The sequence below is a fragment of the Shewanella sp. SW32 genome, from assembly GCF_025653365.1.
Classification (GTDB): Bacteria; Pseudomonadota; Gammaproteobacteria; order Enterobacterales; family Shewanellaceae; genus Shewanella; species Shewanella oncorhynchi.
Genome location: NZ_JAKKSJ010000023.1, coordinates 1 through 24,714, shown reverse-complemented (window position 1 = coordinate 24,714; position 24,714 = coordinate 1). Strand labels below are relative to the sequence as shown.

16 protein-coding genes and 1 rRNA gene are annotated in these 24,714 nt (G+C 46.7%); 6 read left to right on the top strand and 11 right to left on the bottom strand.

From position 1 onward, the window contains the following. The first annotated feature begins 241 nt into the window (after positions 1-241). The 3 genes from L5M28_RS14530 to L5M28_RS14520 are packed head-to-tail and all read left to right on the top strand — an operon-like array spanning position 242 to position 4,981. A complete protein-coding gene (locus tag L5M28_RS14530; RefSeq protein WP_263203713.1) occupies positions 242-1,474 on the top strand; it encodes an efflux RND transporter periplasmic adaptor subunit in 1,233 nt (410 codons plus the stop codon). A 2-nt stretch (positions 1,475-1,476) separates the two neighbouring features. Then, a complete protein-coding gene (locus L5M28_RS14525) occupies positions 1,477-3,510 on the top strand; it encodes a MacB family efflux pump subunit (RefSeq protein WP_263203711.1) in 2,034 nt (677 codons plus the stop codon). 7 nt (positions 3,511-3,517) lie between these two features. Continuing rightward, entirely contained in the window at positions 3,518-4,981 is a 1,464-nt protein-coding gene (locus L5M28_RS14520) for an efflux transporter outer membrane subunit (RefSeq protein ID WP_263203709.1), read from the top strand. Between the two features lie 114 nt (positions 4,982-5,095). Here the strand turns inward: L5M28_RS14520 and L5M28_RS14515 are convergent, their stop codons facing one another. From L5M28_RS14515 to L5M28_RS14470, 10 genes are all read right to left on the bottom strand, one after another. After that, positions 5,096-6,238 (bottom strand): site-2 protease family protein, encoded by a 1,143-nt coding sequence (locus L5M28_RS14515; RefSeq protein WP_263203707.1) that lies wholly within the window; start codon positions 6,236-6,238, stop codon positions 5,096-5,098. A gap of 231 nt (positions 6,239-6,469) precedes the next feature. After that, positions 6,470-6,847: a DUF4144 family protein gene (locus L5M28_RS14510; protein WP_028759298.1), complete on the bottom strand. Its 378-nt coding sequence runs from the start codon at positions 6,845-6,847 to the stop codon at positions 6,470-6,472. A 233-nt stretch (positions 6,848-7,080) separates the two neighbouring features. Further along, positions 7,081-8,769, bottom strand: coding sequence for a DUF342 domain-containing protein (locus L5M28_RS14505; RefSeq protein ID WP_198573564.1), 1,689 nt, complete (start codon positions 8,767-8,769; stop codon positions 7,081-7,083). A 480-nt stretch (positions 8,770-9,249) separates the two neighbouring features. Then, the gene (locus L5M28_RS14500) at positions 9,250-10,293 is read right to left on the bottom strand and encodes a methyltransferase (RefSeq protein WP_263146794.1); all 1,044 of its coding nucleotides are present in this window, start codon (positions 10,291-10,293) and stop codon (positions 9,250-9,252) included. A gap of 184 nt (positions 10,294-10,477) precedes the next feature. Further along, complete coding sequence (locus L5M28_RS14495; protein ID WP_263142797.1) at positions 10,478-11,800, bottom strand: alkaline phosphatase; 1,323 nt, start codon at positions 11,798-11,800, stop codon at positions 10,478-10,480. A 74-nt stretch (positions 11,801-11,874) separates the two neighbouring features. Then, positions 11,875-12,828 carry a glutathione synthase gene (gene gshB / locus L5M28_RS14490; protein ID WP_131525067.1) on the bottom strand — a complete coding sequence of 318 codons (954 nt, stop codon included), beginning with the start codon at positions 12,826-12,828 and terminating at the stop codon, positions 11,875-11,877. Between the two features lie 93 nt (positions 12,829-12,921). Beyond that, positions 12,922-13,653: a 16S rRNA (uracil(1498)-N(3))-methyltransferase gene (gene rsmE / locus L5M28_RS14485; protein WP_105251496.1), complete on the bottom strand. Its 732-nt coding sequence runs from the start codon at positions 13,651-13,653 to the stop codon at positions 12,922-12,924. An 8-nt stretch (positions 13,654-13,661) separates the two neighbouring features. Beyond that, positions 13,662-14,438 carry an endonuclease EndA gene (endA, locus tag L5M28_RS14480; protein ID WP_411569178.1) on the bottom strand — a complete coding sequence of 259 codons (777 nt, stop codon included), beginning with the start codon at positions 14,436-14,438 and terminating at the stop codon, positions 13,662-13,664. Positions 14,439-14,567: 129 nt separating this feature from the next. After that, complete coding sequence (locus tag L5M28_RS14475) at positions 14,568-15,227, bottom strand: SprT family zinc-dependent metalloprotease (RefSeq protein WP_113941552.1); 660 nt, start codon at positions 15,225-15,227, stop codon at positions 14,568-14,570. A gap of 158 nt (positions 15,228-15,385) precedes the next feature. After that, positions 15,386-16,540 carry a hypothetical protein gene (locus L5M28_RS14470; protein WP_263203704.1) on the bottom strand — a complete coding sequence of 385 codons (1,155 nt, stop codon included), beginning with the start codon at positions 16,538-16,540 and terminating at the stop codon, positions 15,386-15,388. Between the two features lie 330 nt (positions 16,541-16,870). Here L5M28_RS14470 and blaOXA point away from each other — a divergent pair, with 330 nt between their 5' ends. Continuing rightward, a complete protein-coding gene (blaOXA, locus tag L5M28_RS14465; protein ID WP_105251500.1) occupies positions 16,871-17,695 on the top strand; it encodes a class D beta-lactamase in 825 nt (274 codons plus the stop codon). A 164-nt stretch (positions 17,696-17,859) separates the two neighbouring features. Here the strand turns inward: blaOXA and L5M28_RS14460 are convergent, their stop codons facing one another. Further along, the gene (locus L5M28_RS14460) at positions 17,860-18,771 is read right to left on the bottom strand and encodes a LysR family transcriptional regulator (RefSeq protein ID WP_263203703.1); all 912 of its coding nucleotides are present in this window, start codon (positions 18,769-18,771) and stop codon (positions 17,860-17,862) included. A gap of 121 nt (positions 18,772-18,892) precedes the next feature. Between L5M28_RS14460 and L5M28_RS14455 the strand changes: the two genes are divergently transcribed. Both L5M28_RS14455 and L5M28_RS14450 read left to right on the top strand, forming a co-directional pair. After that, complete coding sequence (locus L5M28_RS14455) at positions 18,893-23,446, top strand: biotin carboxylase N-terminal domain-containing protein (RefSeq protein ID WP_105251502.1); 4,554 nt, start codon at positions 18,893-18,895, stop codon at positions 23,444-23,446. A gap of 953 nt (positions 23,447-24,399) precedes the next feature. Then, positions 24,400-24,714 (top strand): 16S ribosomal RNA (locus L5M28_RS14450); the annotation flags it as partial.

The window sequence follows — 24,714 nt, the reverse complement described above, 5'->3', positions numbered from 1 at the left end:
TAGACAACAACAATTTACCACCTAACGATTTGGTATCGTACTAAATCTCCATTGAGCCTAAGCACCACTCAATCGTGCTTTCCTTGTCAATTTCTACACAGATATTTGCAAATCTTTACCTGTTAACGACACTTCCTTCGTCTACTGTCTTTGGCTAACTCTATATACTGTTGGAACAATTTCAGTTCCTTAGCAAGATGAATGCTTGCTGTCTTTAGCATTGATGGACACGACAATACCGATGAAAAAATCCTCAAAGCGTAAATTGCTGCTCGCGTTAAGCGGCTTAATCCTCCTGAGTGGTGGTGCTTATTTTATGTGGCATAAGCCTGAAATGGCACCTACCTATGTAACTGAAGCGGTGCGCCGTGGCGATATCGAAAACTCAGTACTTGCCAATGGCATGTTGCAGGCATCCAAACTGGTGAGTGTAGGTGCGCAGGTATCGGGGCAAATCTTAAGTTTGCCGCTGGCACTGGGTGATGAAGTAAAGAAAGGCGATTTGATTGCTCAGATTGATAGCCTAGCGCAGCAGAATAATTTGAAGGATGCCCTCGCATCACTCAAGAGTATCAATGCTCAGTTCCGTGCTAAACAGGCGCAGATCCGCCAAGCCAAGTTGGAATTTAGCCGCCAGCAGCAAATGCTTGCCGATAAGGCCAGTTCCCGCGCCGATTATGAAGTGGCCGATGCTAATCTAACGGTTTATCAAGCCGAGCTTGAGCAATTAGAAGCGCAAAAACAGCAGGCTGAAATTAACGTCGACAGTGCCAGAATCGATTTAGGTTATACCAAAATTACCGCGCCAATGGATGGCACTGTGGTGTATTCCGCGGTGGAAGTGGGGCAAACCGTTAACGCTAATCAAACAACACCGACCATAGTTGAAATGGCGCAGCTCGATACCATGACAGTTAAAGCGCAGATTTCCGAAGCCGATGTTGTCAATGTCCATCCGGGTCAAGCCGTGTATTTCACTGTCCTTGGAAAACCGAATCATCCCTACCGTGGCGTTTTGAGGGCGATTGAGCCTGGGCCGATTTCGATGGATGGCGACGATAGCAATATGAGCTCTAGCGACTCAGACGCCATTTATTACCATGGTCTGTTTGATGTAGAAAACCCTGACCGCACCTTGCGTATCGGCATGACGGCGCAGGTGTCCATAGTGTTAGCTAAGGCCGATGATGCGCTATTAGTGCCTGCGCAGATATTGCGTATAAAGCCGAGGGAGAAATCCGCGGCGCCAGAGGCTAAGTCTGTCGAGCGTAAAGCCCGCAGCGGCCCGCAATATCAAGTGCCTGTGTTAGTTGATAACCAAGTGCAATATGTGGATGTCACTGTGGGGATTAACAACAAAATCAATGCTGAAATCACCGCGGGTTTGAAGGAAGGCGATCAGGTTGTGCTTGGCATGCCGTCTTCCGATGATGGCAGCAGTAAATTACGTCGCCCACCTAGCGTGAGGTTTTAACAGTGACAACGGCATTACTTGAAATTTCAGGTTGTTATCGCACTTTTCAGGCGGGTGAGCAGCAACTCACTGTGCTGAAAGATGTGAACTTGTCGATTGGCCGTGGCGAGATGGTGGCGATAGTAGGTGCTTCTGGCTCGGGTAAATCGACCCTAATGAACATTCTTGGTTGTTTAGATAAGCCGTCAAAGGGCGCGTATTTTATCAACGGCCAAGATACCTCAACGATGGACGTTGATGAGTTAGCGCAGCTGCGCCGCGAGCACTTTGGTTTTATCTTTCAGCGTTATCATTTACTGGGTGATTTGACCGCCATAGGCAACGTCGAAGTGCCTGCTGTGTATGCGGGTAAAGAACGCACGGTGCGTAAAGACAGGGCCGAGCATTTGTTAACGCGTTTAGGCCTTGGCGACAGGCTTGACCATAAACCCAATCAGCTCAGTGGCGGACAGCAGCAGCGGGTCAGTGTGGCGCGCGCTTTGATGAATGGCGGCGATGTGATCCTTGCGGATGAGCCAACAGGTGCACTTGACAGTCACAGCGGCGAAGAAATGATGCAGTTGTTGCAGGAGCTGCACAGCGACGGTCATACCATCATTATCGTGACCCACGATATGCACGTGGCCCAATATGCCGACCGCATTATCGAAATCAAAGACGGCGTGATCATCAGCGATGAGCGCAGTCAGGATAAACAAACGGCTAAGCCACAAAGCTCGACGTCACAAACTTCGACGTCGCAAAGCTCAACGTTACAAAATATGGCGCCACAAAATCCTAGCAGTGCAGTGGCAGCAAAAGATGGCTCGCGTGCGCGGGTGGCTTCGTGGGACAGATATGTCGAAGCGTTTAAAATGGCGCTGGTGGCAATGTCGACCCACAGGTTACGTACTTTCTTGACTATGCTCGGGATTATTATCGGTATCGCCTCTGTGGTTTCTGTGGTGGCCTTAGGTGAAGGCTCGCAGCAGGCCATCCTCAAAAGTATCAGTTCGATGGGGACTAACACGATTGATATTCGCCCCGGTTCTGGTTTTGGCGATAGACGCTCGGCGCGGGTGCGCACCTTAACCGCAACGGACGCCAATGCCCTTAAAAATCTGCCCTATGTTGATAGCGTGACGCCAAGCATTGGCTCTACTGCAACGGTTCGTTTTGGTAATAAAGCGGTATCGGCATCGGTGAATGGAGTGGGGCCTGAGTTTTTCCGTGTAAGAGGGTACGAGTTAGCGCAGGGCCAATTTTGGGATGATGCAAGTGTCGCATCGCTCGCCCAAGATGCGGTGATTGATGACAATACCCGTAAGGAGCTTTTCCCTAACAGTGCAGCCGACAATAACTCGGCGATAGGGCAAGTGATTTTCCTTGGAGATTTACCCGTACGTATCATAGGTGTGACGCAGCCTAAAGAAAGTGCTTTTGGTAACAGCGATGCACTTAATGTATGGGTGCCTTACACCACAGTTTCTGGCCGTATGGTGGGTAAAAACTATTTGGATGGCATCACAGTGCGACTCGATGAAACTGTGCCGAGTAACGCGGCGGAGCAGGGTATTATCACGCTGCTTAAAATGCGCCACGGCACGCAAGATTTCTTCACCATTAATACCGATACCATTAGGCAGAACATCGAAAAAACCACAGCAACCATGACCTTACTGATCTCGGCTATCGCGGTGATTTCCCTTGTCGTTGGTGGAATTGGGGTGATGAACATTATGTTAGTGTCTGTGACTGAGCGAACCCGTGAGATCGGGGTACGTATGGCGGTGGGTGCGCGCCAGAGTGATATTTTGCGCCAGTTCCTTATCGAAGCCATTTTAGTGTGTTTGTGTGGTGGCACCTTAGGCATCGCCTTGTCCTACTTAATTGGCGTGGTGTTTGCTCAAACGGGGGGCAGTTTCCAAATGATTTATTCTACCTCCTCCATCGTTGCCGCCTTTGCCTGCTCGACCTTAATTGGTGTGCTATTTGGTTTCTTACCCGCCCGCAATGCGGCGCAGTTAGATCCCGTTGACGCACTAGCTAGAGAGTAATAACACCATGAATAATAAACTATTTAATCTACCATTTTCGCTTCGTAGCTGTGCTATTGCTGTTTGCACGGCTTTGGGACCAGCTCTGTGCATAGCCCTGTTGAGTGGTTGTGGCAGTGTTATGCGTTCAGACTTTGAACCACCCGCACTGGCTATTCCCGAACAGTGGCAAAACACCACAGTGAATGAGCAAGTAAAAGTCGACCCTTGGTGGCAGCAGTTTCATCAGCCCGAGCTCGATAAGCTGGTCAGTCAAGTGTTGAGCACTAACAATGACTTAACCCTAGCGACCTTAACGCTGCGTAAGGCACGCTTGCAGGCAGGACTAACGCGGGATGATCTATACCCACAGTTATCGGCAAACCTTGACGCTTCCCGTAATCAGCCACTTGAGGGTGGCGATGCGACTAAGAGTTATCAAGCAAAATTGTCCGTGAGTTATGAGGTGGATTTGTGGGGCAAAGTGTCGGCCAATATCGACCAAGCTCAATGGGCGGCGCTGGCGAGCGCCGAAGATAGAGAAAGTACCACCCAAAGCCTAGTGGCGACCACTGCATCCTTGTATTGGCAGATAGGTTATTTAAATCAACGGATTGATTTAAGCCAAAAGAGTATCGAGTACAGTCAGCAAACGCTGGCATTAACCCAAAGGCAGTATGATTCTGGGGCCGTGACGCAAGTGAATGTGCTTGAAGCTCAGCGCAGTATGGCGGGACAAGAGGCTGCCCATAGCCAGCTTATTCAGCAATTAACTGTGGCTAAAAATGCCCTCGCGATATTACTGAATCAGGCACCTGCAGCTGTTCCTGCGCAGAGTTTAGCTTCAGGGGGAACTTGGGTTGAGATTAAGCAACTCCCCGACGTAGCAGTGCCGGACGTTAGCGTGGGTGTACCCGCAGATTTATTAGTGAGACGCCCAGATGTGAAGGCCTCCTTGTATCAACTGCGCTCCGCCTTGGCGAGTAAAGATGCGACCTATGCGAGTTATTTTCCAAGCCTGAGTTTAACTGGCGGTGTTGGGGAGTCGACCTCTGAGTTAAAAGAGTTATTACGTAATCCCGTTGGCAGTTTAGGCGCAGGGCTAGTCTTGCCCTTTTTGCAGTGGAATCAAATGCAAATCAATAACGACATTGCCGATATCGATTATCAAACTGCAGTGGTGAATTATCGCAAGACGCTTTATTCCGCCTTTGAAGATGTCGATAACGCGATTTCGGCTAAGCAGCAATATCGTTATCAAGGGGAGAAGTTGGCACAGCAATTCAGTGCAGCGGCAGCCGTTGAAGCCATTTATGAGAGTCAGTACCGCAATGGCGCTATCGGTATTCAGAATTGGATTGATGCCCAAGAGAATCGTCGCAGCGCCGAGGCGGCTTTACTCGAGAATCGCTATAACCAACTCACCGCCCAAGCGACGCTTTATCAAGCCCTTGGCGGCAGCGATATCGCTCCGCCTTTGGCAAAGGAATAGCGCATTTTTGTAAAAGCATCACAGCGCGACAGAAAAATAAAAAACCGCTATTAATAGCGGTTTTTTATATTGCTCAGGGTGAGTGTTTGAATCTGTGCTTAGCCGTTAAGCGGATTAGCTGCGTAATATTTGCAGCGGCAAGCTGAGCATATCATCGCCCGTTCCCGCTAAGTGCCAGATGATGCCGACTAAGGCACCAACCGTGAGCAAGTACCAAATAACCGAGAAGATTTGCCCGTATCTGTCTAATGGCAGCAGATGGCTTTGATGACGAGTTCGCCATTCGAAAATGATTTCTAAGCTGCCAATCAACAGTAAGAAGCCCAATAGCGCTAAGCCTAAGGTGTAGCTGATATACACTCCGAAAGCGGCACCGGCGGCGCAGGCGACCAGCCCCATGATACTGTTCATCGAAAAACTAATGCTCTTTAAAATATGGCCGCCATCGAGTGGCAAAATAGGCAATAAATTAAATAGGTTAAGCAGCGCATTAAAGGCGGCAAGGCCAGCAAAAAACACATTGCCTGTTGCGTGGTAAGCAATCAAGGAAGCGATGGACATCAAGAGCCCAAAGGTCGGTCCCATGATGGAAATCACCACATCTTGCCAACGTGTATTAATTTTTTCATCGGAGAGCGCGAGTCCGCCCATAAAGGGAATAAGGTAAATCCCTTTGGTTTTCATCCCAAAATATTTCATTGCGCGAATATGGCCATATTCGTGAAATACCAAACAGGCGATAAGTGCGAGGGCGAATTGGAAGGAGAATAGCCAAGAGTAAGCGGCAACACTGGCGCCCGCTAACACTACCTTTATGACTTTAGCGCTTTTTAACAGCTTAAAGCCGAGGGAGGCGAGTCCTATCATGCTGATTTTTTGCTGCTTAACGATGGGCGTTTCTGGTGTTTGGCGTTCGATATCTTTCTCTGTCCGTCGCCCTTGGTCGATAATCTTGTCATCCATCAGCAAGCAGTAATCGAGGCGGAAAGGCTGCCAAACGAGATCGGTTTCGAGGCGAACTTGGATTTTAGCTTCTGTCATGGCGATGGCTTGCTCACCACTTTCTGTCACCAACGGGCTATTGTGGTGAGTGAGCTCAAAGACATGGACTTTAAGGCCGCCATTATCGACGGAAGCTTCTTTTTGTGAGACTAAGGTGTTGTCCCAGTAGAGTTGTTGCCAGCCCGCGAGCGAGCCTTCTAAGCGCAGTTGTTTGCCTAAGCAGTCAATCTTAAGTAGTTCCAATTTCGGTTCCATCTGTTTGTATATTTAGTGCCAACTTAAACGTCATCCCTTGAGTCGACGCAGAAAACGGTTATTTTGGAGTGCATCTTAAGCGCTTTACCGTCTGGCTTAGCGCTGTTACACCGCGGCAAATTATGCCTGTGAATTGATTGTGAGGATATTAGCTTTTAAGGTCATATTGTTTTTTATTGATTAACTGAGTTATTGATAGCCATTTATTATGGCTTATCATGTGCTTGCTGTTTATTCATCGAGGGTACGAACAATTTCAATGCCTTGGGCAATTGTCGTGAAAGCCAGTTTAGCGACACAACATTGTCCTAGTGCTTGGGCATGATTTTGAACCCATTTGATAAATTCATTGAGTGGCAAATCCTGTTTTTGGCGCAGTAATCGAGGTAATTCGCCAACAGGATCTTCATGGATTTTTTGTGGACAGGCACTGATAAGGTATCGCTGCCCTTTGGAGTCTAATAATTGATCGGTTTCGATGAAGTGATGCTGATAGAGACAGGCCAGTTCGAGCCAATCTCTTTGATGTTCTAGGTAAAGTAATTCGTCATTTTGAGTCAGTTTTACAATCGCTGGCCATTCAATACTCGACATCTTAACGCTAGTCATTTCAGATCCTTAGGAAGTTTAAAATGGGCTCTGAGGTATTCTCTGAGATCAATCGGCGGCAGTAAACAAGGATTAGGATTTAGCAAGAAGGTGACTTGGCATACTGCTGCGTGCGTTTATCTGTGAGCAGTATGCCACGCTTGGAGAAGATAGATAGAGGCCAGAACGAGTTCAGAGGTTTGGCTACCGAGCGAAAGCCGCCTCAGCACTGGCGTTAAGAACCCTAGTGAACTTTATGTGCTCGGTGCAGCTTTGGCCTTGGCGTTATAGTCAAAGTTAATCTCTTGATTAACATTGGCAATACAACAAGTGCCGTGTTCACGTGCCGTACGGTGATTTGCTGGACCTATATGCAGCTCAACGTTAAGGAATACGTGTTTAAGCACTTCGATGCGGTATTTTTCGTAGTAGCCTTCGACTTCTTGTTTAAAGGTATCGAATTCAAGCTCTTCACGGGTACGTTCGTCCATGATGCGATTCTTTTCATCAAGCATCATCTTGATTTGCTCAATCATAACCGCGTCAGCTTGCCATTCTGACTTTGGGGGCAGTTTATTGAGGCGAGCCTCGATATCTAAACTGGCGACAACCATAGCTTTAACGCTCTCATCGAGTAGCTTGAGATCTTGCTTGAGTTCAGCCTGTCCCATTGCGCAGTAAACGTCAGTTTTAGTCCCTGCCGTTGCACCTATGACAACCGCCGTGATGCCTTTTTCAGCGTGTGCAACTCCGCCAACCAGATCACCACGACGACCGCTAGGATCGCTGACCGTTAAACTGCCGGCGGTTTTGGTATTACTGTGCAGCAACTGTTTAGTGACTAAGATATTACCTTTGGCAACTAATTGAGAATATTGCACAAATTGGGCGCTGATCTGGCCTTGAGAATAGATATTGGTAGAGTATTCATTGGCTTTAATCTGGCGGCCAATGATGCCTTTACTCACAGTGACATCGCCTTCTGCTTCAAGGGTGGCGGAGTCCACAAACCCCATCACGGTAATATCGCCTGAGCTTTTAACTATCATGCCCTCGTGGACATCACCTGTGATTAAAATACTGCCCTTGAAGGTGACATGGCCTGTGCTGATGTCGACATCTTTAAGTTGCAGTACATCATCGACATTCATACCTGTACGGGTTTCGACGGGTTGCCCCGGCACTGTGGCGATCAGCTTATTGGGATCTTTGGGATGAAAAGCTGTGCCTGTACCCGCTTGAAGCACTGCATCCTTACCTGGTTTTTGTTTAAGGACTTCGCCCTTGATGTTGTAGCCCGGAGTGCCTTCGGTGGCTAAATGTTTAACCATCAAGAGATCATTGGCTTTAACAACGATCATTGCGCCTAAATTGCGCATATCGACACTGCCATCTTCGCGCTCTTGTGGCTGAAGCAAGCGCTCCCGCGCAAGGAATACTTTGCGTTCTAGTACCGCATTGAGTCCATTAACAGGGGCTTTGCCTTGGGCTATTTCACTTTGGCAGATTTCCCCTGGCTTGAGTGTGCTGAGTTGCTTTAGTAGAGCTTGAATTTTGAGTTTGCTTAGCCCCATGCAGACGTTGTTTTTTTTGAGATGAGTGAGGATCTCTGGCAAATCTATCTGTTTACCACCCCATGCTGCGGTAAGTTTAAGACTGGCTTGCATTTTATCGGGACTAATCTCGATAGCTATGCTGCCATCGCGACGTTCGGCCAAAGTAGTATAGAGCTCAAATTTTCCATCGTCTTGATTACAAAGAGAGTTGATTTTAGCGACGGTTTTAGTAATGGCTGGTTCTAGCGGAAACAGGGCGGCGAATTCAGGTAAAGATAACAGGCGCATTATGTCTTCATGGGTGACTGGACCATGGACATTCGGGATCAGGCGCAATTCAGCTTTTGTCTTATCGCTGTTTAGCTCTATGAGTTCAGGGTCCAGCATAGGGGCATTCCTAGTAATTGCGTTTTATTCTTGTTAAGAAGCTGTTTTGAGTATAACAGTAGAAACTTAGGGTAAAGAAGCCTTTTTGGCTGCAAAATCAGCAAATGTTGTCATTTTGTTGTTAATGGTCTATGAGTGAATTTTAAAATAGTTTTTTATAAAAAATTGAGTCTTATAATCAGTGTTATCTCTGGTTTTATAACAAAAATTACTGAATAAACCACAACTTATATTGATTTTAGGTTTAACCATTATTTTGATGTTTTAAATCGAATCCCTATGTTAGGAACGGCTGTTGAGTGATTATAAGTGAGGAATTGTCAGAATCGCTGGCATGCGGCAGATCACAATATTGAATTTTGTAACACGATGAAAGGGAGGTTTTATCTAAAAACAAACAGGGATTGGGATAAGAGTGAGTGGCTGGTGTTGCCAATAACGCGCTTCAGCGAAAGCATCTGCGCGTTATTAATCAAACATCTATTTGTGCTGGAAGTAATACAACTTGTACTTGTTGTTATCGGCAACCACTTTCAATTGGCCAAATTCGGCGGCGATAATATCGGAATAGGGCAGGTGGCGATTGGCTACTATTTGCCAAATACCATTATGTTGTAATTGCTTAGCACTATCGGTGACAAAGTTCTGCGCTATGCTGGTGGTGCTGGCGAGGCCATCATGAAACGGCGGATTAGAGATAATGCCGTTAAATTTTCCTGTGGTTTGCGCGAGCCCATCGGATGGATACACTTTGGCTGTCATGCCATTGGCCGCCAGGGTGAGTTCGCAAGAAGCTAACGCCATGGCATTAATATCAACACATTCTAGGGATAGGCTCGGTTGTGCTTTTAGTAGGGCTGCGGTGATCACGCCTGCGCCGCAACCAAAATCGAGCACTCGACCCGAGAGTGTTGGTAGGTGTGACAATAATAATTCAGTGCCGAGATCTAACCGTTTTTCGCTAAATACCCCGACTAAATTACAGATACTGATCTCGCCTTGCGGCGTTGTGAGTTGATACTGACTGACCCAGTCGCTAAGTTTCATTGCCGGGGCGCTGCCCTCTAAATGGCTACCAAACAGTAGGCAGTGGCGGGCATTATCGAGCTTCATCCCCGTCGCAAAATACTCAGGCAAGAGTTTAACTAAAGACTTAATGCCGCCTTTGTTTTCCCCAACGACTAATAGCTGGCCGTTAGGCACAAGATGGCTGGCGGCGAGGTTAAACAGATAGGGTGCGAGGGGTTTAGCCTTGGGGAAATAAACGATAACCGTATCGTACTTTTCTGGTGTAATTGGGTCTTGATGTGGCAGTTCATGGCCGAAGTAGCAACGCAGTTTTGAATTCGCGTGCGGCGCTAAGTGTAAATAATGGTGATAATCCAAGGCGAGGGCATCGACCGAGGCCGCGACATCGAGCAGGGCTTTTGGCAGTAGATCGGCTTCATGATTGAGCACTAACACCTTATGTTGGCTTAGGCTGTCTTGATTACGAATAATGACTTGCGATGGATTAGTTAACACAGTTACAGGCACCTATAAACTTAAGTGTGGGCATTATACCCGTTATTCACGCCCGAGCCAGTTTGCATCGAATCACTGCGCTAAGACCTAATAAAATCCCTAATAAAAAGACCCAATAAAAAAGGCAACTGCATTATGCGGTTGCCTTATGTGATTGCCTTTAATGAAAGGAATCGATTAACGCTTAGCTCTTAGGTTTCTTCGGTTTTGGCAATAAGCTGAAAATCTTATTGGCGATATCAGTATTGTCTTGATGGCCGTTAAACAGCTCAGATGCGGGACCTGCGGCAAACACTTGTACGTCTGTGCCTGTATGGCCGTCGGTTGTCCAACCCGTATCAGTTCGCTTATCAATAACATGGCGAATCGCAACCGCTATGGTTTCTAATCCCTGCATTCTGGCGACCGTTAATTTTGCGATTTCTTCTTCGTTGAGCTCAAAACCTAAACCGCGGGCGAGATCGGCCTGCCATTGTTCACCGCTGATGGCGGCTAAGGCTAATGTGTCGGTACTGGCTGAAATGTTACGTAGGACTTCAGGGTTCCAGTTGTAGTTTCCATCGACGCCAATCGATAGGCCGCCGGTATTATGGTCGGCGGTGATCACCATCAGGGTATCAGGATGTTCACGCACGAATTGCTCAACCACTTCAATGGCATTGGAGAATTCATCCATTTCACCCATGGCTGTAGCTATGTCGTTATTGTGACCCGCCCAGTCGATGAGACTTCCTTCGACTAACAGTACAAAACCTTGGTCATTCTGCGACAGTAAACTGAGTGCTTTTTGGGTTAAAGTGCTGAGTTTTTTCGCATCTTTTTCATCAATCGCCCAAGGTAATTGAACTTCGGCAAACAAGCCTAGCACTTTAGGTTGGGTGATGCTGGCGAGGTCTTCAAAACGAGTAATATGTTGATAACCCTTGGCTTTAAATTGCGCTAATAGTTCAGGGGTAAAGTATTTTTGACCACCGCCTAAGAATACATCGGCGTTGGTTTCTAGATAGCTGATTGCCAAAGCATCGTAGTTTTTACGGCTCTCATTGTGGGCTAAAAAGGCTGCAGGTGTGGCGTGGTTTATCTGGGATGTGACAGCCACACCTGTGCTGAGGCCAAGGGATTTGGCTTTTTCGAGTATGGTCGGTAGCGGTTGCTTTTGGGTATCGACCGAAATCGCCCCATTGTAAGATTTAACGCCAGTGGCGAGCGCAGTTGCTGCCGCGGCTGAGTCGGTAACATAACCACTGACACTGGCGGGATAAGTGCTCGCCATCCCTACAAGTAAACGGTCGAATACGGTTTGTTCGACTTCCTCTGTGTCAGGATTATCTTTGTAGTAACGGTAAGCGCTAGTGTAAGACGGTCCCATACCATCACCTATCATGATGACAATGTTTTTGGGACGCGACGGTGCTTTCGTTGGACCTGTTTCTATGTTGGCCCAAGTCGGAGTCGATAGTAATAAACCTATGCCGAGTAACAAGAATGGCGCTTTGGTGAAACTCATATCACATCCCTAGAAAGTGGCTAGGCGCTTGTGATGTCAAAGCGCCTTAAATCAACAAACTCGTTGGTAAATTTTTATGCTTTGGTGTTAATGCGTGCTTCAATAGCATCCATTAACATGCCTGTGATGTCGACATCAAATGCTGCTTGGATCTCACGGATACAAGTTGGACTGGTTACGTTGATCTCAGTCAGCTTGTCACCAATGACATCGAGGCCGACAAAAATCAGTCCACGTTTTTTAAGTTCTGGACCAATGGCGCGGGCAATTGCCCAATCGCTGTCGGATAAAGGTTGAGCCACACCGCTTCCGCCTGCCGCTAAGTTACCACGGGTTTCGCCTTTCATTGGGATACGCGCCAAGGCGTAGGGCACAGGCTCACCATCGACCACTAAAATGCGTTTATCACCTTTGGTTATCTCAGGGATAAAGGCTTGCGCCATGGCATATTGTTGGCCATAGCTGGTCAAGGTTTCTATGATGACCCCAAGGTTTGGGTCGTCCTGCTTCACGCGGAAAATCGAGGTGCCGCCCATACCATCAAGTGGCTTAAGAATAATATCGCCCTTCGCTTGGTGGAAAGCGCGGATACGTTTGGCATCACGGGTCACGATCGTTTCTGGCGTGAATTCGCTAAACCATGCGGTAAACAGTTTCTCGTTAGCATCACGTAAGCTTTGCGGCTTGTTAACGATCAACACGCCTTGTTCTTCGGCGCGTTCAAGCATGTAAGTTGCGTAGATAAACTCAGTATCGAATGGCGGGTCCTTACGCATTAAGATCACGTCGAGTTCGCTCATCGGCGTGTCTTGAGATTCACCTAGTTCAAACCATTTGCTCGCATCATTGAAAACAGTTAACGGACGCATATTGGCCATAGCCACACCGTTGACCATGGCAAGATCGGCCATTTCCATATAAAACAGCTGATAACCTCTTTCCTGCGCGGCCATTAACATGGCAAAACTGGAGTCTTTCTTAATGTTGATCTCACTGATGGGGTCCATCACTATGCCGAGTTTTATCATTAATCTGTTCCTTATTTGTCGCCGTTTGCAGGCAAAAAAGCATTTATTGGATAATGGGGTGCCATACCACCGCTGTGTGCGGTTGTGGACTGTCTAGCCTAAATCACCAAATCTGAGTTGCAGTGCCGTAATGGCGGTGAGCGAGGCGGTTTCGGTGCGTAGCACTCTGGGGCCAAGCAACACATCGGTAAACTGATAGGTTTCTGTCATGGCGATTTCTTCCGCCGACAAACCGCCTTCTGGGCCAATTAATAGTCGCACGCGGGTATGGGCTAAATCTAAGCCATTGATACCGTGTGCGGCACGTGGATGCAAATTGAGTTTAAGCGCTGAGGTCGGCTCACTGCACCAATCGTGTAAGTCCATCGCTGGGCGAACCACGGGCACTTGGCTGCGTCCCGATTGCTCACAGGCGCTCACGACGATCTTCTGCCATTGCTGAATTTTCTTTTCTAGGCGTTCACCGTTAAGTTTCACACCGCAGCGATCTGAAAACAGCGGCGTAATCGTATTCACGCCAAGCTCGACTGATTTTTGAATGGTGAACTCCATTCTATCTCCACGGGAAATCACTTGGCCTAAGTGCAAGTTGAGTGGCGACTCAGATAAATTGGCCTCACAGGAAAGCAGTTTTACTGTGACATGCTTCTTACCTGCATCGACAATTTCAGCAAGATAATCATTGCCATCGCCATTAAATAGACTGATATGTTCGCCGTTGCCCATGCGTAGCACCTTGCCGATATGGGCCGCGCCATCTTCGTCTAAGTTCAACTGTTGATTGATGGCTAATGGCTGAGGTTGATAAATTCTTGGGACTCTCATTGTCGACCTTATTCGGCTAATTGTTGACGCTGTGGTGGCGCATTACAGGCATTCTGCACAAAGGGGTTATGGTTACCTTGGGTTTGCGCTATGGCGTTATCACGTTTGCACTCAATAGTATCAACTGGATAGGTTTTATCCCATGCCTTAAATAATTTTAATTGGCTTGAGGCGATTTTAAGACCATAGGTCTGCTGCATATAGAGGTAGGTTCTGGCTATCTTACCGCGGGTATTCGCGGGAGGTTGTGCTTGACGATTCTTAAAGTCGACTACCATAGCACATTGGCCATATTGGTCGGCCTTACCGTTCCATTGGCTAAATCGGAAGTTGCTGCGATCGCCATTGACCTCACCAATTGCGGGCACCAAATTATGCATGTCCGATTCCATCTTATTAAATTCATTACTGTTATTGGCACAGTTTTTACGGCCACCCTTTTGCCAGCATTGGAGTTGATGGCCAAATTCCCAGGCGGGGACTATGTGTTCCCACTCGATACGGTTGGCGCGGGTTTCCTGTTTACGGACTTGATAACCACAGCTGGCGAGATCGGGTTTCCACGATTTGCCTTTGATCTGAATTTCACAGCCACAGTAAAAGCTGACTGCGGGCAGAGTACCTTGGCGACTGCCTGCGTAGAGCGCCTGTGACTTGGTTTTCGCTTGGCTGAAACTGCTGGGATGTGACACTGAGGCACTTGCGGGTACAGATAAGGTCGCCGCCCAAGTGATTAGGCACAACAAAAGTCGCCGTGAATTAACGGTTAAAGAAGCTATGTTCAAAATTTATCCCAAAATAACAAACACTACGCGAGCCTTTGGCTCATCTTTTATGGCGTGATGGTAAGGGAAATATCGCTGTTTATGCAAATTGAGTCGTACTTAGGTGGGGGTTTTGTTTACTGAAAGTCGCTAGATCGCAGTTAAATGGGTCTTACAGCGTTTACAGATATAACGACTTTCACCACGCAGCACCTTGTTATGGCGGCGAATACTCAGTCGAATTGGCCCACAGGCGCAGCGATACTCAACATCGCGACTCGTAACTGAAGTGGTATTAAAGCTATGTGTGGTACTCGGATTGACCTTAAATACCGTTAACATCAAAGATTGCCATTCTTTACCGTGGGGCTTGGTTTTGCCAAAAAGCTGAAAACACAGCAAATGACAAATTTCGTGGGGGACTACCTCAGTCAGAAATGCCTCGCTGTTTTCGCGTAGCAATACAGGATTGAATCGCAAGCGATTCTGTTGCAGATGAGCCGTACCCGCACTCTTACCCCTTAGACTAAATTGAGTGACTGGGCGTGGAAAAGTGCGCTTAAGCGATATCTCGGCCTCTTGATAACAGGCTTCAATTCGCTCTAGTACTTGAATTTGTAGTGACGAGAGTGGGCGTGATGAACCAGTGAAAATATGTGCCTGAGTCGGATTGGGTGCTGGTGGACTCATTATCACCTGCGACTTATCTTGGCTTTGGCCCAAGGCTGCGTACGTCGATTTTGTCAGCGGGGCAAGTGCTTCACTGCTGCGACGGCGTAAGGCATTGAGTAAGTCAGCGGGTTTCAGCATAGGGTTAGCGTTGGATCTCGTCGGTTAAAGATAAAATTGAGTGCTTAAAACTTATCGGTGATTAAGCCTGCCTAAGCGTTCACATCAGAAGCGTTCGCATCATAGCGAACGCTATTTGACAATGCCAGTTTCGGCCAGTTTCAGCCAGTGTGACTTGGCTATAAACTCGCTGCCGCCTGCATCACCATAGTGCGTACTTGTTCGACTATGGCTTGCTCAGTATCGGCATCATAGCCTTTGACTCTTGGTGTGTGAATGTGGCCGACCTTGGCATGGCTATTAAACTTTTGCTGCAAGACTATGGCGCGATAGGAGATTTCATTAGAGAGATAACCGCCGCCAGAACCTTCGACTGAGGTTTCGTTTTGCAGTTCGCTTAATGACGTCGCGCTAAATTCACCGCGGGCAAGGGTAGTGACAGTATGGTTATCATTGACTTTCCATTGACCATCTTTGACTTGCATAGCCGAAACAGGCAGTGAAAACTCCACAAATTCGGGGCCGATAAAATCTTTACCATTAAGCTTTGGGGCAACGGGTGCGGTTTTCGTGCCGCCAGTGAGTACGTTTTGGTTATCGGGCGCCGCTGCGCTGCGATTTCGCCCTGGGAAACGTTCGATATCAAAATCAGTTCGGCCCATGCTAACGGTGAATACAAATTGGGTTTTGGGATCGCGATAAATCGGGCTCAATAGCGACTCGATAAGTCCTTGATCAAAATCTGCAAAACGTACTGGCACCATAGCGGCTTCTATTTGCGCCGTTTTACCATTAATATCAAAGCGAAAACCATCCAAGGCGAGGGCGACTAAACCTGAAGGATTACTCTGGGTGATATCTTTGTCGAGGAAGAAAGGATCGAAACCAGTGAGAAATATTTTGATTTGGACATCATCACCATATTGAATATCGCTAAAACCCCGTGAGGCCTTTTCAACTGCACTCATTAATATATCTTGTTGCCAATCGGCCATTTTAAAGTTGGCGCTGGTGGTTTTTAGACTATTAAGCATGGCAAGGCGAGCCCAGTATAAAGGTCGGTCGTCAAAATGCCCTGACTGCACATCGCGGACAGCTTGTTGCCATAATCTGTGTCCTTGGCGCGCCGCTAATTGGGTGGCGTCAACTTCGTTTTTCTTTGAGCTCAGCTGAGCCAGACCATCGTCAAGTGCTTGATAGCGAGTTACTACGTCGCCTATGGTTTTTTCGGCTGCTGGTAGGCGGGAAACTTCAACGTCACCAAATAACTGCACGGCACTGGCTGTAGTCATTAAGCTGGTGGTGAGGATGAGTGTTAACACTGGCTTCAACATGTTTGGCTTCCCTGTAGTGATTAGATGTTATTCATTGGAAATAATGATTATTTTTTTCGTGCGGATAGTCTCTTATGCCAAAAAGTATGCACTACAAGCTGAGGGTAATAAAGTTAAGCTCAGTGATCTTTGTCATCTTATGCCAATATCTTCTATCACAAATCATGTGGCGCTGGCATTAACCCATCTGCAACAGTGCAATAGGGTCTAGTTTGCCTCTTTTTTGCCACAATTGGTCAGCAGTTTGCTAGGGCTTGCCAAAACCCTAAGTGATAGCCTTAATCACTTTTTTAGTTCATTGGATTGTTTATTTTTCTACAAGGAGACTTTATGCGTTTGTTCACCATATCGGCTGTGCTGGTGATGTCGTCTATTTTAGTGTCGTCAAGCTTAGTGGCGCCGACTTTTGCATCTACTACAGCTAAGGAGTGGCAAGAAACCCGCAGTTGGGATGCTAGTTTTACTCAGCACCAAACTAAAGGCGTAGTGGTGTTATGGAATGAAAACAAGCAACAGGGATTCACTAATAATCTTAAACGTGCCAATCAAGGTTTTTTACCTGCATCGACGTTTAAGATTCCTAACAGTTTGATCGCGCTAGAGCTTGGCGTGGTGAAGGATGAGCATCAAGTCTTTAAGTGGGATGGTAAAAGTCGAGATATCGCAACTTGGAATCGTGATCATAACCTTATTACTGCAATGAAGTATTCGGTTGTGCCTGTCTACCAAGAGTTTGCTCGCCAAATTGGTGAGGCGCGTATGTCGAAGATGATCGCCTCGTTTGATTATGGTAATGAGGATATTTCGGGAAATTTGGATAGCTTTTGGTTAGATGGTGGCATACGAATTTCGGCTACGGAGCAAATCGATTTCCTACGTAAGCTTTATCACAACAAGATACACGCTTCTGAGCGCAGTTTACGTATTGTTAAGCAAGCCATGCTGACTGAAGCGAATTCTGACTATATTATCCGTGCGAAAACCGGTTATGCAGTCAGAGCAGAACCAAGCATTGGCTGGTGGGTAGGTTGGGTTGAACTCGATGATAATGTATGGTTTTTTGCGATGAATATGGATATTCCCGACGCCGCAGGTTTACCATTGCGTCAAGCCATTACTAAGGAAATCTTAAAACGGGAACGCGTTATTCCTTAGCCCATGCTAGGTCGCGTAAGCATAGCGTATCTAAACCTTGCGAGAATTGCGTATGAAGCGGCCTACTTGGCTGACATCAATCTTGATACTGAAAGCCTAGACTCAGATCTAGGCTTTTTTATTGGGCTTTCTTGAAACAGGTTTCCTTGATGCGACGGGAAATGTTAACCCATTAGGGATTGCAGGCTTTCTTGGCTGCTGAAGCGTTTTACGAAGAAGTCTAAGAAGACACTGATGTTGGTGGCCAGTTGGCGTCGGCTCGAATAAACACCGTAAACCTTAAAAGGTTCAATCGGCCATTCCTGTAAAATCGGTACTAGCTGTCCATTAGCAAGTTCAGTCTTACAGGCTGAATTGGATAACATGGCGATGCCAAAATCATCTATGGCTAATTGCTTCACCATTATCGGGCTGTTGACCCTCACTTTACGCTGAAAGTTCGCCATGGTTTTACGCGAACCTTTACCCAATGGCCAAATTGGTGCTGAGCGAGAAGTCCCCAATAAAATCCCACTGTGCAGGCAGAGTTCCTTTGGGGTCGCGGGTGTGCCTTTGAGTTTTAAGTATGCAGGGCTTGCCACTAAAATTGGCTGGCGTTCAAACAGTAATCTTGCGACTAAGTCCGACGATTGAAGTGGACCATATTTGATGGCTATGTCATATCCTTCACCGACTAAACCAATATCGTTGTCGGTAAACTGGACATCCAATTCAACATTGGGATATAAACGCATAAATCCGCTACAGAGGTTAGCGATAAGTTCTTGGCTAAATGACACTGGGATTGCAATGCGTAATGATCCTGACACATCATCGTGAGTATTCTCGATAACTGCCTTGGCCGCTTCTACCTCATTGCGAATCGAATCACAGTGTTGATAAAAGAGTGCCCCGATTTGGGTCAAACTCAAATTACGGGTGTCGCGCTGTAGTAATCGCACGCCAAGTTGTTCTTCTAGCTGCGCGATTTTGCGACTTATGGTGGATTTTGGGTGGCCGGTTTCACGTGCAGCTTGGGAGAATCCCTTCGCTCTAACTACGGCTGCAAATAGCATCATACCGTTTAAATCTGGCATGTTATTCCCACTGTCTCATATTTGGAACAAAGCGTCCTATGCAGTTTAATGGCATTTGACGGGATAACAAAGTTATATTTATTGGCTAAAAATTTTCAGAGGCTAAGCAGAGGATCTTTTGATGACCAGCAATAATCAGCCCAAACACATGACTCAAGCCCAAACGCCCGATCCGCTTTTTTTACAGGCCGAGCATTTGGCAAAAGATTTTTCTCTGTTTCCTAAGCACAGTAAACAGAGTTTATCGGAAGAAATTAAAGGTCTTTTAAATGAGGATGCTATTCAAGCAAACTTAAAAGACTTGGCATCTTTAGATGTCGACGGTTACGTTGCTAAAGTGATCCAGCCGACCCAAGATAAAGGTCGTCCTGGTGCAAAACGTATTATTGCCGATCTTAAAGGTCGTTTGATTACGGAAACTCACTTGGGTTCTTTTTACAGTGCTGAGGTCGAGCTGAACTTTGGTTCACGCACTCGTCGTATTGGCTTTATTGCCCAAGAACGCACTACCGCTAACGGTGCTTGGATGCCTGAGCATCATTACGCCGCTTGTAAAGCAATTCGTCATTTCGCCGAATTGTCTATGCCTATTATCTATTTAATTGATACCCCAGGGGCGGATGCTGGCGAAATCGCTAACAGCCAAAACCAAGCGCATTCAATTTCTAAAGCCATCGCAGAAAGCGCCAACGTTGACGTACCGACAGTCGGTATCGTAATTGGTGCTGGTTATTCTGGTGGCGCAATTCCATTAGCGGCGGCGAACATTCTGTTGTCGTTGCGTGACGGTATTTTCAACACGATCCAGCCACAAGGTCTGCAAAGTATTGCTCGTAAGTACAACTTATCTTGGCAAGAATGTGCGAAATCTGTGGGTGTATCACCAGAAGAGCTTTATACCTCAGGTTGTATCGACGGTATCATCGACTTTTCACCGGGCGATCGTGACGAGCGTCAGCACAATCTGCGCCGCGCTATTATTAGCAGCGTAGAAGCGGTTGAGCGTGCAGCGATGAATTTTGTGCGTGAATCTAAAGATTTACGTGAGCATTATGATCGAAGTTTAACGCGTTTCCTTAATCCATCTAAAAACTTGATGGCTTTGGAACTGAACGCAGAATTAGCTGTGGCAACGAGCCCGACCAGTCACCATAACTTGTTCGGTAGCGCCTATCGCTATTTGCGTTATTTAACGCTACGTAGCCGTATCCATTCTATTTCTCAAGAGCAATATGGCCGTCTGTCACGTGCTAGCGTGCCAGAAGGTGATCTGTTGGCACGTATTCAACAGGAACAAGACCGTGTGTTCCAAGCTTGGTTGTCTAACCCTGACAAGCTAGTTTATGACGAAGATTTGAATAAATTGTGGACTAACTTTGTCGCTAAACGTGACGAAGTCTCTACCGAGCGTAACATGCTGACACGTTTGATTTTGGGTGAGCCAAAAGAGAACTATAAAAAAGCACGTAAGGCGTTGTTATTCAACATTAGCTGGTCTTTGTATCATCGCTGGAAGAGCAATGCGGCTAACAACTTTAAAGGGCTGATTCAGCACTTAGAAAGTTTGCCAAAGTCTGTGACTCAAGCTAAATGGCCTGAGCTGAATCAGCTGACTGTGCTTGATGTGGTGGTAAATGAAGAACTGCGTGAAGACTTTATTTGGCAATGCCATAACATTCTGATCTTTAATGCCTTGTATGACAACGTTGTGGGCAGCTTAGCGTCAATCGCTAAAGAAGCCATGATGTCGAAGAGTTTGTCACGTAACTCAGTGAACAACCTGTTGCACAAGTCAATTGACCATGCATTGTCGACGCAAGATACCTCGAACGACAAAGCTAAGTTCTATAAGTGGCTCAAGTATTTTATGGGTCAATCGAACCGCGCCGATTTGTTGGTGCGAGTAGAGCAGTGGAAGAGTGTGGGTTTCCCACAACTTAACGACAGTCTATTCGTGGTACTGACTTACTTCTTCGAGCGTTTACTGCCTGAGTATTTCGATAGTGAAAGCGATACCAGCAAGTACACTGGTGCGATCAACCCTGTACGTATCGGTCGTCGTAAGGACTTCTGGAACCGCTTGACCATGGGTTATCAAGATCTATTGATCCAAAAAGTGCTACGTGACGAAAAACGTAAAGGCAACATGACTTGGGAAAATGTGGTGAAGCAGTTCTTTACCCATTTCGAAGAGATCAACGGCGACAAAATGTCGGCTAACTTGCTCAACTTCCCAGGCTTCCGTTTATCGATTGAAGACGCATTAGATAAAGGCATTCGCCCATGTGGTTTGATCACAGGTATTGCTGACTTTAAAGAAAAAGGTCAAAAAGTGCGTGTGGGTGTGGCAGTGTCTAACACCGCATTCCAAGCGGGTGCATTCGATATGGCCAGTGCTGAGAAATTCTCTGCACTATTAATCGAGTGTGCTAAGCGTAAATTACCCGTTGTGTGCTTTATCAGTTCAGGCGGTATGCAGACTAAAGAAGGCGCCGCGGCGCTATTCTCTATGGCTGTGGTGAACGATCGTATCACGCGCTTTATTCGTGATAACGAATTGCCAGTACTGATGTTTGGTTTTGGTGACTGTACTGGTGGTGCGCAGGCGAGTTTTGTGACTCACCCATTGGTGCAAACTTACTATCTGTCTGGTACTAACATGCCGTTCGCAGGTCAAATGGTGGTGCCAGCTTACTTACCATCAACGGCAACGCTGTCTAACTACTTGTCAAAAGTACCTGGCGCAATGGCGGGCTTAGTCCATAACCCATTCAGCGACAATTTAGACTCTCAGTTAGCGGGTATCGATCCTCTGATGCCAATGCCTTCGGCAAAAATTAACGACGTGATCATCAATGCACTGTCGACCTTAGTGGTTGAAGCTACTGTTGAAGAAGAAGTGATCGTGCAGAACGATCCACGTAAGTTAATGAAGCCAATTAACAAAGTATTGGTTCACGCCCGTGGTTGTACTGCGGTGAAACTTATTCGCAAGGCGCATGACAATAATATCAATGTGGTATTAGTGGCGTCGGATCCTGATATGACGTCAGTCCCCGCGGATATGCTTAAAGAAACTGACAAGTTAGTTTGTCTTGGTGGTAACACATCGGACGAAAGTTACTTGAACGCATACTCAGTGCTGAAAGTGGCCGAATATGAACAGGTTGATGCATTGCATCCTGGTATTGGTTTCCTATCAGAAAGCCCGCAGTTTGCTGCATTGTGTGTGAATAACGGTGTTAACTTCGTCGGTCCTAGCGTGCATTCAATGACGACTATGGGTAACAAGTCGAATGCAATTAAGACATCGCAAGCGCAAAACGTACCTGTTGTGCCTGGTTCGCACGGTATTCTGACCAATGCTGAACAAGCCGTAAACGTGGCGAGCGAAATCGGCTATCCAGTACTGCTTAAAGCGGTACAAGGTGGTGGCGGTAAAGGTATTCAGGTTGTAAAACGTCCTGAAGACATGATTGGTTTATTCCAAAAAACCGCAACTGAAGCGGCCGCCGCCTTTGGTAACGGTGACTTGTACTTAGAGAAGTATGTGACATCACTACGTCACATCGAAGTGCAGTTACTGCGAGATAAGTTCGGCAACGCGAAAGTATTAGGTTTGCGTGACTGTTCGGTTCAACGTAACAACCAAAAAGTGGTCGAAGAATCTGGCTCAACTATGCTGCCGGATGAGCTGAAGCGACAAGTGCTGGCTTATACCCGTGCCTTAGGCGACGCGACCGATTACATGGGCGCAGGTACCGTAGAGTTCATCTATAACTTAGATGCAAACGAAGTCTACTTCATGGAAATGAACACGCGTCTGCAGGTTGAGCATCCAGTTACGGAAGCGACTTCAGGTATTGATATCGTTAGCGCGCAGTTTGATATTGCTGCTGGCCGTTCAATTGCAGCGTTAGAACCGAAAGAAATTGGTTATGCGATGGAAGTACGTGTGACGGCTGAGAAAGCGGCGCTCGATAGCCATGGCATACTGCAACTGATCCCAAATCCGGGCAAGATCACAGAGTGTGTCTTCCCAGATCATCCAGATGTGGAAATCATTTCGATTGCTGCGCCAGGTAAAGAAGTATCGCCATACTACGATAGCTTGATTGCGCAAATCATCATGCGCGGTGAAAATCGTGAAGATGTGATTGCCAAACTGTATGAATACTTAGACAGTGTAGTGCTGAAAGGCATCGCGACTAACATTCCGTTACTCAAGCTGATCCTGAAAGATGGTACCTTTAACGAAGGTGTTTACGATACTAACTATCTGCCACGTTTAATGGCTGAGCTCGATATTCCTGCGTTGATCGCAGAAATGGAAGCTGCCGCTGAAACTGTGGAAGTAGACACTGAGTCACTGCGTGTTGGCGAAAGTAACGAACTGAAAGTGTTAGCCCAAGGCGCAGGTATCTTCTATACCTCTTCTGCACCGGGTGAAGCGGACTTCGTGAAAGAAGGTGACATAGTCACAGTCGATCAAACACTAGCACTAACAGAAGCGATGAAGATGTTCTCGCAAGTGACCTTAGCCGGCTTTAACCGTCAGAGTGCGATTCTGTACCCAGAAGATAAGAAGTATCGTATCGAGCGCATCCTGAACAGCAATGGTCAGCAAGTGTCTCAAGGCGACTTACTGTTCGTGGTCTCGCCTGTTGAAGAATAAGCTCAGCGTTTAACGCCATAGCTGAATGAGAAAATACCCGTCATTGGCGGGTATTTTTTTGCTTCTAAATTATTGCTTCTAAATTATTGCTTCTAAATTATTGCCACTAAATTATCTGTCACTAAATATAGGTAAGCGAACATGCCACTCTTAATGTGCATGACGTCTTTGATAAATCAACTTAGCTTTAATAGATAAGCTTATCGTTAACAAGTGGCCAATATCAGCTTTGTGCAATACGGCCTGTATCTCTGATTAAGTCGGCAAAGAGTTTCTTTAATCTATCGTTCGCCCATTTATTAGAACAAGCTGCATCAAGAACCCACCTCTGGCCTCGAGAATCAACGGAATCTCCGTGCTTTATTCGTAGTAATAGAGGTTCATCAAACCTCATTTTAAGTTGAAACTGAGTCTAAAATGAGCAGGGTGTGGATAACTTTGGGGGTAAGTGGTGGGTATGGTGTGGCTAGATTAGATAATTAGAATTAACTGCAAATTTCCTTAAAATAGGGGTTGCGCAAAATCTCCTGCTGCCTATAATGCGCATCCACTGACACGGCAGACAGCGTTAAGCAGCCTGATGTGACTGTTCATCGATGAGTTTAGTGATTGATGAGTGTTAAGAAAGTTTGCAAAAACTCCTTGACGCGAAACGGGAAATGCGTAAAATACGCAGCCCTAGCCAACTGGAAGCGTTCGACGCTCAGTGTGGTACTCAAATTCTCTTATGAATATTGAGTTGCTCTTTAACAAGATAAAACAAGAAATCTGTGTGGACACTCACAGGTGTTGAGTTAATCGAAACTGCTTAGCCTTCGGGTTGGCAGTCAAAAATTTAAATCAATGTAACAATGAGTGTTCATAGTAATATGTACAGTTTGTTTCTTTAGCGAGAAACAAAAAATCAGAATTCATTGAGCCGCTGAAGTCGCAAGACTGAAGCAACAAAACTTTAATTGAAGAGTTTGATCATGGCTCAGATTGAACGCTGGCGGCAGGCCTAACACATGCAAGTCGAGCGGCAGCACAAGGGGGTTTACTCCTGAGGTGGCGAGCGGCGGACGGGTGAGTAATGCCTAGGGATCTGCCCAGTCGAGGGGGATAACAGTTGGAAACGACTGCTAATACCGCATACGCCCTACGGGGGAAAGGAGGGGACCTTCGGGCCTTCCGCGATTGGATGAACCTAGGTGGGATTAGCTAGTTGGTGAGGTAATGGCTCACCAAGGCGACGATCCCTAGCTGTTCTGAGAGGATGATCAGCCACA

Bases quoted from the DNA above. Each gene is read 5' to 3' on its own strand.
- L5M28_RS14455 (WP_105251502.1), top strand. From the start codon at position 18,893: ATGACCAGCAATAATCAGCCCAAACACATGACTCAAGCCCAAACGCCC.
- L5M28_RS14520 (WP_263203709.1), top strand. From the start codon at position 3,518: ATGAATAATAAACTATTTAATCTACCATTTTCGCTTCGTAGCTGTGCT.
- rsmE (WP_105251496.1), bottom strand. From the start codon at position 13,653: ATGAGAGTCCCAAGAATTTATCAACCTCAGCCATTAGCCATCAATCAA.
- L5M28_RS14515 (WP_263203707.1), bottom strand. From the start codon at position 6,238: ATGGAACCGAAATTGGAACTACTTAAGATTGACTGCTTAGGCAAACAA.
- L5M28_RS14460 (WP_263203703.1), bottom strand. From the start codon at position 18,771: ATGCCAGATTTAAACGGTATGATGCTATTTGCAGCCGTAGTTAGAGCG.
- L5M28_RS14510 (WP_028759298.1), bottom strand. From the start codon at position 6,847: ATGACTAGCGTTAAGATGTCGAGTATTGAATGGCCAGCGATTGTAAAA.
- L5M28_RS14505 (WP_198573564.1), bottom strand. From the start codon at position 8,769: ATGCTGGACCCTGAACTCATAGAGCTAAACAGCGATAAGACAAAAGCT.
- blaOXA (WP_105251500.1), top strand. From the start codon at position 16,871: ATGCGTTTGTTCACCATATCGGCTGTGCTGGTGATGTCGTCTATTTTA.
- L5M28_RS14470 (WP_263203704.1), bottom strand. From the start codon at position 16,540: ATGTTGAAGCCAGTGTTAACACTCATCCTCACCACCAGCTTAATGACT.
- L5M28_RS14530 (WP_263203713.1), top strand. From the start codon at position 242: ATGAAAAAATCCTCAAAGCGTAAATTGCTGCTCGCGTTAAGCGGCTTA.
- gshB (WP_131525067.1), bottom strand. From the start codon at position 12,828: ATGATAAAACTCGGCATAGTGATGGACCCCATCAGTGAGATCAACATT.
- L5M28_RS14495 (WP_263142797.1), bottom strand. From the start codon at position 11,800: ATGAGTTTCACCAAAGCGCCATTCTTGTTACTCGGCATAGGTTTATTA.
- L5M28_RS14475 (WP_113941552.1), bottom strand. From the start codon at position 15,227: ATGCTGAAACCCGCTGACTTACTCAATGCCTTACGCCGTCGCAGCAGT.